We start from the raw sequence: 13742 nt of genomic DNA on the forward strand, positions 1-13742 counted from the left end.
GGGGTCGGTTCGCCGACCCCGGCATTTTTTTGTCTAAACGGTTGGTTTCCGGAGAAGCGCGCGGGCAGGACTGACGTCGCTACATGCCGTCCGTAACGCTTCTCGTACGGATGGCAGGGCCGGACGAACGTTCGCCGGACGCGCGGCGTACCGCATTGTCCTGGATCGCCGTTTACGAACCGCCGTCCCATGCCCTCCTCATCCCCCATCTCGCAATTCGTGCCGGCTCGCGACCGGGGCCTCGCCCCGGCCGATCTGGACGCGCCGGGGACCGTGTTTCTGGATGCATCCCGACCTGATCCGGACGGCTCATCCCCGCCCGACCGCTGCCTTCTCTTTCAGGAGCCGAGGCAGGTCCTGCGCGCCGGTGTGCCTGCGGACGTTGCCGGGGTGCTTCGAGATGCGGATGATGCGCTGGAAGCCGGATATTTCGTTGCCGGAGCGCTGACCTACGAGGCCGGGTTGGCCATGAACGGAATGCCCGCCCATCCGATCGACGGCCCGCTCGTTTGGCTCGGTGTGTACGATAGCCCGGTCGAATGGTCTTCAGCCGATGTCGCCCGGGGGTTCTCGTCGCTCGAAGCGCCTCCGGACGTCCGGAATGCGCGGTTCGATGTGCCGAAGGACGCATACCGCGCGGCGCTCGACCGAATCAAGTCGCTGATCCGCGAGGGCGACGTCTACCAGATCAACTACACCGGACCGGTCTGTTTCGACTGCGGTGCTGACGACGCCCTCCGTCTCTACGCACAGATGCGCCGCCGCCAACCCGTGCCCTACGGCGCCTGGTTGCACCTGGGCGATCGCCGGGTTCTCTGTGCCTCGCCCGAGCTCTTCGTTCGGCGCGACGGAGGGCGGCTCGTCACCCGGCCGATGAAGGGCACCATTCGCCGAGGGATGACGCTTGAGGAAGACGATCGCCTCCGGCATCGGTTGGAAACAGATTCAAAGAGCCGGGCCGAAAACCTGATGATCGTCGACCTTCTTCGTAATGACCTGTCGAGATGCTGCACGCCCGGGTCGGTTCGCGTCCCCTCGCTTTTCTCCACGGAAACGTATGACACGCTCACTCAGATGACGTCGACGGTCGAGGGCGAACTCGTACCGAATGCTCGACTTTCCACGATCCTCGACGCGCTGTTCCCCTGCGGATCGGTGACGGGAGCGCCGAAGCGACGGGCCATGCAACGCATCCACGAGCTTGAAACCGGTCCCCGGGGCATGTACTGCGGGGCGATCGGGTACGCCGGCCCGGATGATACGGCCTGCTTCAACGTCGCCATTAGAACGGTTACGCTACGATGTGGCGATTCATCCAGCCCCCAGGCTCTTTCCGGGGTGATGGGAACGGGAAGCGGGGTCGTCTGGGACTCCGATCCGGATGCGGAATACGAGGAATGCCGACTTAAAGCCCGGTTCTTAACGGATCCGGCGGATGACGAACCGTCCACGTTTCGACTGATCGAGACGATGAGAGCGGCCGACGGTACGATCGATCTGTGGTCGTACCATTGGCGTCGGCTGGAGAAATCGGCCGCGTACTTCGGATTCGACGTCGACCGAGCGCGCATCGACGCGGCGCTGACGGCTGCTCTCGCGGAGACTCCCTCGACGAACGTCCTCGTCCGCATGACCGTCGGGCGGGACGGTGATCCCGAGATCGACGTTCGGCTGATGCCGCCGCAACCCGAGAGCTGGTCGGCGGCAATTGCCCGAGAGCCGGCTCAGCCGCATAATCCGTTTTTCTATCACAAAACGACGCGCCGAACCGCGTACACCCATGCGATGGAGGAGGCGAAGGCGGCCGGGGTCGACGAGGCGATTCTCGTAACGCCGGATGGGCGCGTCACCGAAGGCGCACGGAGCAACGTGATCGCGGAAATCGACGACCGGTGGGTGACGCCTCCGACAGAGGATGGGCTTCTCGGCGGCGTCTATCGCGCGTTTCTCCTGGACACGGAGCCGCGCATGTGCGAAGCATCGCTATCGGTCGACGATCTGCGGGGCGCGGCCCGTCTGTTCTGCTGCAACGCGGTCCGCGGACGAATTCCGGTTACGCTCGAGAAGGATCTGCGTGCGTCGCCCGGGGACTGATGCATCGCATTCGCACCGGCCGGCGACGCCGACTCTGGTTGACAGACGACGCTCGATTGGTTACTCTCTGTTGTGAATGTGAACGAAATGTAAACGACCTCCACCACCCCCCGCTTCTCATCCGACGTTCGTCTGACCGCATGTCCGATGCCTCCAATCCGCCGCTGCTCCGCGACGCCATGATCGAACGCGTGGCCCGTCGCCTGAAGGTCATGGGTGACCCGGTTCGGCTGCAGCTGCTGAACCTCCTCCGGATCCACGATGAGCTTTCCGTGCAGGCGCTCGTTGACGCATCGGGGCAGCGCCAGGCCAACGTATCGAAGCATCTCGGTATCATGATGCGGGACGGACTCGTGAAGCGCCGCAAGGAAGGGGTGAACGCGTACTACTCGATCGACGACCCGAGCGTGCCCGGCGTGTGCCTGCTCATCGCCAATGCAATCGGGGAAACCGAAACCGCGGACGAATGAGGCTGCCTCCCGAGCGGGCGTCTGCACTCAGAGATAGCAAACGGTGGCCCGTTAGACAGCAGAGCGGACGCTCGATGTAGCAATCGCCTATGGACACGGACAGCACGACGTATCGCCAGCGTCAGCTTCTTCTCTTTGCCGTCGGCATCCTTCTCCTGACGGATCCGTTTCTCTCGATCTTTCGGAGGAATGCATTCCTCGGGGAGATCCCTGTCCTCGTGGTCGCCCTCTTCAGCGTCTGGGCCCTTCTTATCGCCGGAACGGCCTGGCTCATGGAGCGGCCCGCCACGCGCCCGTCGGATCCGCGCCCGTCGGATCCGCCCCCGTCTTACCGGGACGACCCTACGACCTAAGTTCGTCACGACCTACGTTCGTCGCGTTATGGCGCCCAGTCTCGTTCTCTTTCTGGCGACGGCGTACCTCGGCCTCCTGTTCGCGGTGGCCTACTACGGGGACGAGCGTGCCGAGCGCGGCCGGTCGATCATCTCCAACCCGTACATCTACGCCCTCTCGCTCGCCGTCTATTGCACGGCGTGGACGTTTTATGGAAGCGTCGGACGAGCAGCGACGACCGGACTGGGGTTTCTACCCATCTACCTAGGCCCGACGCTGATGGCGCTAATCGGCTGGATCGTCCTTCGAAAGATGGTCCGGATCAGTCAGTATCAGCGGATCACCTCGATCTCCGATTTCATCGCGTCGCGATACGGTAAGAGCGCCCGTCTTGCCGGGGTGGTGACGGTGGTGGCTGTGCTCGGGATTGTGCCGTACATTGCCCTCCAGCTTAAAGCCATTTCTACCAGTTACAACGTGCTCGTGGAGACGCCGGGCGAGGCCGGTGCCGCGGCTGCCACGGGTCTGGCGCACGGCGGGGTAGATACGGCGCTCTGGACCTCGCTTTTCCTCGCGGTCTTCGCCATTCTGTTCGGCACGCGTCACCTCGACGTGACCGAACGTCATGAGGGGCTGGTCGCCGCCATCGCGTTCGAATCGGTCGTCAAGCTCGGCGCGTTTCTGGCTGTCGGCGCGTACGTCACCTTCGGAATGTTTGACGGCTTCGGGGATCTGTTCGCTGCCGGTGCGGCCGATCCGCTCATCCGTGAGCTGTACACGCAGACGGATCCCGCGGGCGCGTCCGAATGGATCTGGTTGACCGGCCTCTCGATGCTGGCCTTTCTGCTATTGCCCCGACAGTTCCAGGTGGGTGTGGTTGAAAACGTGGATGAAAGCCACATCCGCAAGGCGACATGGCTGTTTCCGCTCTACCTCTTCGCCATCAATCTTTTCGTGCTGCCGATCGCGGTGGCGGGCTTGCTCACGTTCGGCGAGAGCCAGACGGCCGATGCGTTCGTTCTATCCCTGCCGCTGGCCCAGGGGAACGAGGCGCTGGCCCTCTTTGCCTTCCTCGGCGGGCTGTCGGCGGCGACGGGCATGGTGATCGTGGCGACGACGGCCCTGAGCACGATGATCTGCAACGACCTGCTGATGCCGGCGCTCCTTCGGATCCGGTCGCTTCGCCTCGCAGAGCGGCCGCGCCTCACCGGCTTAATCCTCCGCATCCGTCGCGGCGCCATCGTCGTCGTTCTGCTGATCGGCTATGCCTACCTGAAGACCGTCGGGGAGAGCTACTCGCTCGTCTCCATTGGCCTGATCTCCTTCGTGGCCGTGGCGCAGTTCGCGCCGGCGTTCCTGGGCGGTATGTACTGGCGGCGCGGGACAAAATATGGAGCCCTGGCGGGCATCCTCGCCGGCGCTGCCGTTTGGGGCTACACGCTCCCGCTCCCATCGCTGGTGGGGACGGGCCTCGTGCCGGACACCTTCGTGACCGACGGGCCCTTCGGGATCGCCCTCCTCCGACCGTACGCGATGTTGGGACTGGAAACGCTGCCTCACATTCCACACTCCCTCTTCTGGAGTCTCACGGTCAACGCCGGGCTCTACGCGGTGGTCTCTCTGTTCACCACACCGTCCGTCGCCGAGCGATCGCAGGCGCATCTCTTCGTCGAGGTCTTCCGCCAGGGGGGCAGTCCCGATCCGGTGCAGCGGGCCACTGCCTCCGTCGACGACATCCGCGCGCTCCTCCAGCGATTCCTTGGTTGGCGACGCACGAAGCACGTGCTCGAGGCATACGGCGAACAGTACGATCGCAACCTGGCGGACGTCGAACAGGCAGACCAGACCCTGATCCGGCACGCAGAAAAGGCGCTGGCCGGTGCCGTCGGGGCCGCGTCGGCACAGGTCGCGGTGAGCTCCGTCGTGCAGGAGGCGCCGCTGCGCCTGCGCGAGGTATTAAGCGTGCTCGACGAAGCACAGCAGGTGCTGGCCTACAGTCGCGAACTGGAACGAAAGCAGGCAGAATTGGAGGCGACGACGCGGGACCTGAAAGAGGCTAACGAGAAGCTGAAGCAGGTCGACCGGCTCAAGGACGACTTCGTGTCCACGGTCACACATGAGCTCCGAACGCCGCTTACCGCCATCCGGGCCCTCACGGAGATTCTGCACACCAACCCCTCCCTCGGGGAAGCTGAACGAACGGAGTTCCTCGGCACGATCCAGCGGGAGACCCGCCGGCTGACCCGGCTGGTCAACCAGGTGCTGGATCTACAGCGCCTGGAGGCCGAGCCGGTCGACCTCGATACCGCCGTGCCCTTCGACGCAGTGGTGCACGACGCGGTGACGGCGATTATCCCGTCCATCGAGCAAAAGGGGGCAAGCCTCACTGTAGATGGACCCCAGGGCCCGGTGCCGGTACCCGGGGACCGAGATCGACTCATGCAGGTCGTACTCAACCTCCTGTCGAACGCCGAAACCTTCTGCCGGCAGGAGGTCCGGGTGACGCTTCGTGCAGGCGACAGCGCTGTGCTTTCGGTGGCAGACGACGGGCCCGGGATCGCGACGGATCAGCAGGACGCCATTTTCGAGAAATTCCGTCAGGTGGACACTGGAGCGACACCTGGCGGAGGAAGTGGGCTCGGTCTTGCAATTGCTCGGGATATCGTCCAGGCGCACAACGGATCGCTCGACGTCGACAGTCGTCCCGGCGAAGGAGCAACCTTCGTTGTTCGTCTTCCGCTTCATGCCGGCGGCGCTTCGATTCCCGCCGCTGCTGAAAGCGCCGCCGACAACTCGCGCGCGAATGCCGACTCCGCTCCATCATCGATATCATCCAGAAACCGCACGCCCTGACCATGTCCGAAGACACCGGTAGCTCCCTGGCCCAAGATGCTGTCTCCGAGCCCGTCGGGAGAAGTGTGCTCATCGTCGACGATGAGCCGAGCATCGTTGCCCCGCTCAAATTCCTCATGCAGCAGCAGAACCATCACGTCAGGGTTGTGTCGTCCGGCGACGCTGTGATTCCTGCGATGGAGGCGAAACGGCCGGATCTCGTGCTGCTCGATGTCATGCTCCCGGAGGTCAGCGGCTACGAGCTCTGCGCGATGATTCGCGACCGGGAGGCGTGGAGTGACGTCAAAATTATCATGCTCACCGTCAAGAGCCGCGAGGCGGACGTAGAAAAGGGAAGATCGGTGGGGGCGGACGCGTACATCACGAAGCCATTCGGCATACAGGATGTGATCGAGACGTCGAACCGGCTTCTTCGGACGTCGTAACGGCTATCATCGTGCAGCCTCTGGGCGCTCTACCTTCGTGCATTTCTCCTCTATCCGTCGGCCTCCCCGTGCCTTCCGACGCTCCATCTACATCTTCCTCCGAAACGGTTCCGGACGACGTTGCCCGTGCCCTGATGCGCGCACTCGACGGGGCCGTCCTCGTGTGCAACAGGCAGGGAACGATCGTCCGGGCGGATCAGAAGGCAGCGTCGCTTCTGCAGGGCCGTGCTGTTTCAGGTACCGATGTGCTCACGCTCTTTTCGCACGGTGAGGTGGCCGGTTGGTTTGAACCGGTCCCGCCTGCGGAGCAACACCAGGACGGGCCGGGCGCGACCCGATCGTGTATGGCGCGGGTGGTGGATGGGCCGTGGGTTCGGATCATCTGCCACGAGGCGGGACCCAGCCATATAATGCTTCAAATCCAGCGAGAAATACCGTCTCCGGCCACCGTTTCGCACGAGGTGCTTCGCGATCTCATCGAGACGCTGCGAGGGCCGCTCGCGAGCGCTCGTGCAGCAGCGGAAACCATGGCGCTCTATCCCGCGATGGACCCATCGACCGCGGCACAGTTCGTCGAGATCATCGAACAGCAGACGTCGGTTCTGTCCGATCGACTCGATTCCGCCGTGGAGGCGTATGCATCTCTGTACCGGGAGGAAGGACCGCTGCAGCGCGTGCCGGCGGTTGTTTTTGGCAAGGCGATTCGGGAGCGACTGTCCGACGAGCTGTCAATCGAGGTGAGTGTTTCTACAGGGGAGGGGACGGATGTCCTGACGCTCTTGCTGGATGCGCGGGCGATGACCGAGGCGCTCGTGTTGCTTGCACAGCGGATCGAAAACGCATCCCGTTGCGAGCAACTGGCCCTTCGCGTGGGTCGTGTTCGTTCGCTGGCGGCCATCGATATCGGGTGGGAAGGAGGAAGCATCACCCGCTCGCGCGTCGATGGATGGCAGGCGTCCATTGTCGGGTGGGAGGGCGCGCTGGTTCGGATGACGCTCGCCGACGTCCTGAACCACCACGACGCTCAGATTGTCGTCGAGAATGAGGGGGAAGGGCAGCGTATCCGGGTGCTTCTGCCCGCCGCGGCTCCAGAGGGGGGTACCGGGGACGCCGCGTAGGAGGATCCCCTACGCGGTGCGCCAACCCCCTCCCCGCACGATAGAAGGCAGACTGATCCTGTGCAGGTGCCGTGAAGTAAGGGCTATCTTCTACTGAATGGTCTTCCGTGCCGGGGCATTTGGCGGCGCGTACGGCCAGCCATTGCGGCCTTCCGCCTGCGCGTCGGTGCGCTTATGGTGTTGCGCTGGCGTCGAGCCGCTCGTGTCGCCTCTCTGCGTCGGGCTCCGAATACCTACTCGGTGCCGGGGCGTTCACCTTCCTTGGCGAATGCGGCGCAATGCCCGCCGTCTTGACGTCGGATTGCACCCGGGTGTCCGGTTTCCCCATGATCGCCGTGAGCGGAAAAACTTCACAGAGCCCTTGCAACAGTCCGTTCCAGCTATTACGTTTTGGTAAACTATTCAAGGAAGCGCTTCCGGCTGGGCGGACTGAGGGCGCTATGGACACCATATTCCAGCAAGACATTGCTGGATAGTAATTAAAGCACATTGTCTCACCACGACCCCATTTTGTCATGGCAGAGCAGGACACGCAAGTAACAGCGGCCTATTCCGGAAGCGACGAGGTGTATGAACCGTCGGAGGCGTTTCGGTCCGACGCACACGTCGGATCGCTTGAAGAGTACGAGGAGATGTGGCAGCGGTCCGTTGATGAGCCCGAGGCGTTCTGGCGGGAGTGTGCGGATCGGATCGACTGGTTCGAGCCGTTTGAGACGGTCAAGAACGTGTCGTTTGAGCCTCGAAACGTGAGCATCAAATGGTACGAGGAGGGCGTCCTGAACGCGTGCCACAACGCCGTGGATCGCCACCTCGACGACCGCGCAGACCAGACGGCGCTGATTTACGAACCGAACGACCCCGCCACGGAAGAGGCGGAGCACATCACGTACGCCGACCTGCACGAGAATGTCTGCCGGTTTGCCAACATCCTCAAAAAGCACGGCGTCGAAAAGGGCGATCGCGTCACGATTTACCTCCCGATGATTCCGGAGGCGGCGTATGCGATGCTTGCCTGTGCGCGGATCGGGGCGCCGCACTCGGTTGTCTTCGCCGGTTTCTCCCCGGATTCGCTCGCCGACCGCATCCTCGACTGCGAGTCCACCTTCCTGATCACGGCCGACGAGGGTGTTCGTGCGGAGAAGAAGGTGCCGCTCAAGGACAACGCCGACGCGGCGCTTGAGCAGTGCCCGGACGTGGACACCGTGCTCGTGGTTCAGCGAACGGGCGGCGACATCGACTGGACGGAGGGCCGGGATGTCTGGTATCACGACGAGCGTGCGTCAGTGGACGCCGAGTGCCCCTGCGAGCCGATGAGCGCCGAAGATCCGTTGTTCATCCTCTACACGTCCGGCTCTACCGGGAAGCCCAAGGGAGTGATGCATACTACGGGCGGCTACTGCGTGTACACCAGCCTCACGCATGAGTACGTCTTCGACTATCACGAGGGCGACGTCTTCTGGTGTACGGCCGACGTCGGGTGGATTACCGGCCACAGCTACATCGTCTACGGGCCGCTCATCAACGGCGCGACACAAGTCTTTTTCGAGGGAACGCCCACGTACCCGGATGCCGCCCGTTTATGGGAAGTGGTCGACAAGCATGATGTCAACATCTTCTACACCGCACCGACCGCCATCCGAGCGCTGATGCGCCAGGGTGATGGGTTCGTCGAGCGAACAGATCGCTCGTCCCTGCGCGTGCTGGGCACGGTCGGGGAGCCGATCAATCCAGAGGCGTGGCGATGGTATTACAACAAGGTCGGGAACGGGAACTGCCCGATCGTCGACACCTGGTGGCAGACGGAAACAGGCGGCGTCATGATTACGCCGCTACCGGGTGCGGTAGCGCAGAAACCGGGGGCTGCGTCCAAGCCGTTTTTCGGCATCAAGCCGGAGGTGGTGGACACCGCCGGCACCGTTCAGGAGGGGGCATGCGAAGGCATTCTGACTATTGCCGACTCCTGGCCGGGGCAAATGCGGACGGTCTACAGGAACCATGATCGCTTCCAGAACACCTACTTCTCGCAGTATCCGGGCAAATACTTCACTGGAGACGGTTGTCGCCGTGACGACGACGGGTACTACTGGATTACGGGGCGCGTGGACGACGTGCTGAACGTGAGCGGCCACCGCATCGGTACGGCCGAACTCGAGAGTGCGCTTGTCGCACACGATCAGGTGGCGGAGGCCGCCGTCGTGGGCTTCCCTCACGAGGTAAAGGGGCAGGGCATTTACGCCTACGTGACGCTGCTGAAGGACGTGGACCCAAGCGAGGAGCTCCGGGACGAGCTTGTTCAATACGTCCGGGAGCATATCGGTCCGATCGCCAAACCGGACTTCATCCAGTTCACGCCGTCCCTCCCGAAGACGCGGTCGGGGAAGATCATGCGTCGAATCATTCGCAAGATCGCCGCTGGCGAATTCGATGATCTCGGCGATACGTCAACCCTTGCGGACCCGGGTGTGGTCGAAGAGCTGATCGACGAACGCAGGGGAATGTCGAACGGGGCGTAACGCCTGAGCATCGCGAGCTGCCGGTTGCCGCCGGGGCGCGCGACGCTCCGTCTCGCGCTGAATTCAGAGCCGTCATTTTCATAACAAAAGAACGCTTCGTCCCGCGGGTGGAGCCGGAAGGACGAAGCGTTCTGATATATTCCCATCGATGGATCCGAGCCCGTGCGTTGCCGCGCATCGGCTCGGTGTCCAGATGAAGGGAAGCGGGTCCTTATCGAACTCGTTTCTCAGATCACCCTTTTTCGGATCATCTAAGAATGTACGATATGGACGCCATAGAAAAACAAACGCTCCCCTCATGGGGCGGTTTCGGCTCGTTTCTCATCGCTGTCCTCCTTCTGATGCCCGGCGCGGCCGTAGCGCAGGAAGCCGATGAGGGACCGACGTTTGAAGTCAACGGCTTCATCAAGAGTGAGTACCTGTACGACACGCGGCAGGTCGTCACGGCGCGAAACGAAGACTTTCTGCTGTACCCGGTCGAAGATGCAGATCCGGATGGTGACGATGCCACCGATACGGACAACCTCTCCGGCTTTCAACTCTTCTCACGAATCAGCCTGGGCATCAGTGACCTCCCGGAGGCGCTTGGTGCGGACGTGACCGGCTACATGGAGGCCGACTTTTTCGGTCCCGGCACGGTCACGGACGACGTCGGACAGGAAAATATTTTCCGTCTCCGCCGCGCGTTCGCCAACATGGTATGGGAGAATCGCGAGGTCAAGTTCGGCCTGGAGTGGTCTCCGCTGTTCACGCTTGGGGCCTATCCGCACACGGTGGCTACCGAAGCCGGCGCGCCTTACAACCCGTTCGGGCGTCAGCCGATGGTCAAGTTCACCCTCAAGCCCGGCAACTTTCGTCTCGTCGGGATCACGTCCTGGCAGTTTGACGCCTTCCGGGAAGCGGATTTCCAGGGGACCAACGGGCTCGATCAGCAGCAGCAGTCGGCATTGCCCGGCCTGCACGGACACGTCCAATACGACGGGGACAACGGCTTCTTCGCCGGGGCGGGCGGATACGTCCGCTGGCTGCGCCCGGTCGCAACGGGGGAACGGTTTCCGCTGGGCGCCGGCACTGCCTACATCGCCTATTCCACCGACGCTGTCGCTGTTCGGGCGAAGGGCATCTACGGCAGTACCCGCGACCACGTGATGCCGGGCGGCTACATCTACGACGCCGGTGCCGATCCGAACGGGGACTTTGTGTCCGACGCCTTCTCGCAACTCAATACCGCATCGGGCTGGTTCGAGATCGAGAAGAAGGGGACGGTTGCACCCGGACTATTCCTGGGCTACCTGGCGGCGCTCGGGTCATCTGAAACCGTACAGGGGAGCGTGATCGACGCGACTCGTTCACCGGACCTCAAGCGCGTGTTCGACATCTCGCCTCGGCTCGCGCTGAATTACGGCGCCATGCGGTTCGCCTTCGAGATGCAGTTTACGAACGCGACCTACGCGGCAGCGCTCGATGAAAACTATGCGCCGAGTGGGGACACGGACGATGTGCTGAATGTCCGTAGCAACTTCACTGTTTTCCTGTTCTTTTAAACCCGCCGGTCGCGACCGCGAGCTTGCGCCGGGGCCGGCAATCGTGCCGGTCCCGGCCGGGTCGCCACCGGGCCTGAGCGTTTCGCCTCCTTTGCGCAGAACGAATTGATTACAGAGACACACGTGTTGCCGCAGATCCATCCTCCCATCATCGACTTGCACAGGACTGTAAACCCATGTCTGACCCGTCAATCGACCGCGTCACCTACTGGCGCACCCAGATTCGCCGGACCGCCATCCTTCTCGGGGTCTGGTTCATCGTCGGCTTCGTGATGAGCATCTTCCTCGCTGAACCCCTGAACAGTTTCAGCTTCGGCGGGGTGCCGTTCGGATTCTGGATGGCCCAACAGGGCAGCATCTTCGTGTTCATCAGCCTGATTCTGATCTACACGCTTGCGTCCAATCAGCTCGATCGGGAGGCCGGTGTCGAAGAAACGGACGACACCACCTCCGCTGCCGGCACCGGTCACTGATGCTCGCCACCGCCCGCCCTTCGCTTTTCATCATCTGACGACCGAATGATCCCATGGGAATTTTAGGCTGGACCGCCGTCTGGGTGGTCATCACATTTTCGATTTACATCGGCATCGCCGTCTGGAGCCGCGTGGCGGATACGAAAGGGTTTTACGTGGCCGGACAGGGCGTGCCGGCCGTGGCGAACGGCATGGCGGTCGGCGCCGACTGGATGAGCGCCGCGTCCTTTATTTCGCTCGCCGGCATCGTGTCCTTTCGCGGTTTCGACGGGTCGGTTTATCTCATGGGATGGACAGGTGGATACGTCCTATTGGCGCTCCTGCTTGCTCCCTACCTTCGGAAGTTCGGTGAGTACACGGTACCGGACTTCGTTGCCCGCCGGTATTATTCGAAAACGGCCCGCGTCGTGGCGGCCGTCGCAGCTCTCTTCGTTTCGTTCACGTACGTCGCCGGGCAGATGAAGGGCGTCGGCGTCGTCTTCAGCCGGTTTCTCGGTGACTTCCTTGCGCCGGTGGCAGACGGGCTCGGCGTCGAAGCGATTACGATCGGGGTCGTCATCGGTATGGTGATCGTCGCCCTCTACGCGGTTCTGGGTGGCATGAAAGGGGTAACATGGACGCAGGTTACGCAGTATTGCGTGCTGATCGTCGCGTACATGATTCCGGCGGTGGCCATTGCCGCGGAGTTGACCGGAAATCCGATCCCGCAGGGTGCCATCGGAGAGGTTGTTCCACGGCTGAACCAGCTCTCCGCCGACCTGGGCCTCGACATGTACACCGGGCCCTTTAGCAATCTCAGCATGCTGAACGTTTTCTGCATCACCTTCGTCCTCATGGCGGGCACGGCCGGCCTGCCGCACGTGATTGTCCGGTTCTACACGGTAAAAACCGTCAAGGACGCACGCTGGTCGGCCGTCTGGGCGATCGTCTTTATCGGCATCCTCTACACGGTCGCTCCCGCGATAGCCATGTTCTCCCGCCTGGAAATCCTGCAGTCGTTCAGCGAACTCGGTGCGCAGGGGATGGCACAGCAACTCTCATGGGTCCAGAACTGGACGCAGGCCGGGCTGATCGAGTCGTCCGGCTGGACGGCAGATACGACCGTTCAGCAGATGCTCGCCGGCATCGACCGCGACATCATCGTGCTCGCAACGCCCGAACTCGCAGGTCTCTCGGCGTGGGTGGTCGGTCTCGTTGCGGCCGGCGGACTCGCCGCGGCGCTGTCGACGGCCTCCGGCCTCATGATCGTCATTAGCTCGTCGCTCGCGCACGATATCTACGGTGAGGTCATCAATCCGGACGCCTCGGAGCAGAAGCGCCTGCGCGTCGGCCGTCAGGCAATTTTCGTCGGCGTCATCGTGGCCGGTCTGGCCGGCATCTACCCGCCCGGCTTCGTGGCCGAAGTGGTCGCATTCGCCTTTGGACTCGCCGCCGCAAGCTTCTTCCCGATTCTCGTCCTGGGGATCTTCTGGAAGCGGTGCAATCGTCAGGGGGCCGTTGCGGGCATGATCGCAGGCCTTGCATTCACCTTCGTGATGATCGTGCTGATGCGGATTCACGTGATCACCGAAGGCGCGATTGCGGAGCCGATCATCGACTCCTTCTTCGGTATCAATGCGCAGGGCATCGGAATCGTCGGGATGCTTATCAACTTTGCGCTTACCATTGGCATCTCGCTGAACACCAAAGCGCCCCCGCAGGAGGTTCAGGACCTGGTCGAACAGGTCCGCTACCCGCGCGAGCTGACGCCCGAAGAGCTGGAGGAAGCCGTTGCCGAAGCGCGCGCATAACTTCGAAGCACGATGGTGGAAAAAAGCAGGCGGCGGAGCGACGTCCGGCTGACGGGCCTCGTTACCGCTGCCTTGCCACTTCTACGCGGGTTCCTCACCTTGATGGCTGACGCCGCCGGCGGTCGTTCG

The 13742-nt window shown here is 62.8% G+C and carries 10 protein-coding genes; all 10 read left to right on the plus strand.

All coding sequences use genetic code 11. The annotated features are described in order from the left end of the window. Positions 1–189 precede the first annotated feature (189 nt). The 10 genes from pabB to ACFCU0_RS01970 all read left to right on the plus strand — a co-directional run bounded on the left by pabB (position 190) and on the right by ACFCU0_RS01970 (position 13613). Positions 190–2094 carry an aminodeoxychorismate synthase component I gene (gene pabB, locus ACFCU0_RS01925; protein ID WP_434971970.1) on the plus strand — a complete coding sequence of 635 codons (1905 nt, stop codon included), beginning with the start codon at positions 190–192 and terminating at the stop codon, positions 2092–2094. A 140-nt stretch (positions 2095–2234) separates the two neighbouring features. Next, positions 2235–2564 carry an ArsR/SmtB family transcription factor gene (locus ACFCU0_RS01930; RefSeq protein WP_434971971.1) on the plus strand — a complete coding sequence of 110 codons (330 nt, stop codon included), beginning with the start codon at positions 2235–2237 and terminating at the stop codon, positions 2562–2564. An 89-nt stretch (positions 2565–2653) separates the two neighbouring features. Next, complete coding sequence (locus ACFCU0_RS01935) at positions 2654–2917, plus strand: hypothetical protein (RefSeq protein WP_434971972.1); 264 nt, start codon at positions 2654–2656, stop codon at positions 2915–2917. A gap of 28 nt (positions 2918–2945) precedes the next feature. Continuing rightward, entirely contained in the window at positions 2946–5750 is a 2805-nt protein-coding gene (locus tag ACFCU0_RS01940; protein ID WP_434971973.1) for an ATP-binding protein, read from the plus strand. Between the two features lie 2 nt (positions 5751–5752). Beyond that, positions 5753–6175, plus strand: coding sequence for a response regulator transcription factor (locus ACFCU0_RS01945; protein WP_434971974.1), 423 nt, complete (start codon positions 5753–5755; stop codon positions 6173–6175). 68 nt (positions 6176–6243) lie between these two features. Then, positions 6244–7293 (plus strand): hypothetical protein, encoded by a 1050-nt coding sequence (locus tag ACFCU0_RS01950; RefSeq protein ID WP_434971975.1) that lies wholly within the window; start codon positions 6244–6246, stop codon positions 7291–7293. A 515-nt stretch (positions 7294–7808) separates the two neighbouring features. Next, complete coding sequence (gene acs, locus ACFCU0_RS01955; RefSeq protein WP_434971976.1) at positions 7809–9806, plus strand: acetate--CoA ligase; 1998 nt, start codon at positions 7809–7811, stop codon at positions 9804–9806. Positions 9807–10072: 266 nt separating this feature from the next. Next, entirely contained in the window at positions 10073–11350 is a 1278-nt protein-coding gene (locus tag ACFCU0_RS01960) for a hypothetical protein (RefSeq protein ID WP_434971977.1), read from the plus strand. 176 nt (positions 11351–11526) lie between these two features. Continuing rightward, entirely contained in the window at positions 11527–11823 is a 297-nt protein-coding gene (locus ACFCU0_RS01965; RefSeq protein ID WP_434971978.1) for a DUF4212 domain-containing protein, read from the plus strand. 53 nt (positions 11824–11876) lie between these two features. Further along, on the plus strand, positions 11877–13613 hold the full coding sequence (locus tag ACFCU0_RS01970; RefSeq protein WP_434971979.1) for a sodium:solute symporter family protein: 1737 nt from the start codon (positions 11877–11879) through the stop codon (positions 13611–13613). Positions 13614–13742 lie beyond the last annotated feature (129 nt).

The sequence above is a fragment of the Longibacter sp. genome (genome assembly GCF_051155795.1).
Taxonomy (GTDB): Bacteria; Bacteroidota; Rhodothermia; order Rhodothermales; family Salinibacteraceae; genus Longibacter.

Coding starts and splice junctions, on each gene's coding strand:
- acs (WP_434971976.1), top strand. CDS start 7,809: ATGGCAGAGCAGGACACGCAAGTAACAGCGGCCTATTCCGGAAGCGAC.
- ACFCU0_RS01930 (WP_434971971.1), top strand. CDS start 2,235: ATGTCCGATGCCTCCAATCCGCCGCTGCTCCGCGACGCCATGATCGAA.
- ACFCU0_RS01965 (WP_434971978.1), top strand. CDS start 11,527: ATGTCTGACCCGTCAATCGACCGCGTCACCTACTGGCGCACCCAGATT.
- ACFCU0_RS01935 (WP_434971972.1), top strand. CDS start 2,654: ATGGACACGGACAGCACGACGTATCGCCAGCGTCAGCTTCTTCTCTTT.
- ACFCU0_RS01960 (WP_434971977.1), top strand. CDS start 10,073: ATGGACGCCATAGAAAAACAAACGCTCCCCTCATGGGGCGGTTTCGGC.
- pabB (WP_434971970.1), top strand. CDS start 190: ATGCCCTCCTCATCCCCCATCTCGCAATTCGTGCCGGCTCGCGACCGG.
- ACFCU0_RS01940 (WP_434971973.1), top strand. CDS start 2,946: ATGGCGCCCAGTCTCGTTCTCTTTCTGGCGACGGCGTACCTCGGCCTC.
- ACFCU0_RS01970 (WP_434971979.1), top strand. CDS start 11,877: ATGGGAATTTTAGGCTGGACCGCCGTCTGGGTGGTCATCACATTTTCG.
- ACFCU0_RS01945 (WP_434971974.1), top strand. CDS start 5,753: ATGTCCGAAGACACCGGTAGCTCCCTGGCCCAAGATGCTGTCTCCGAG.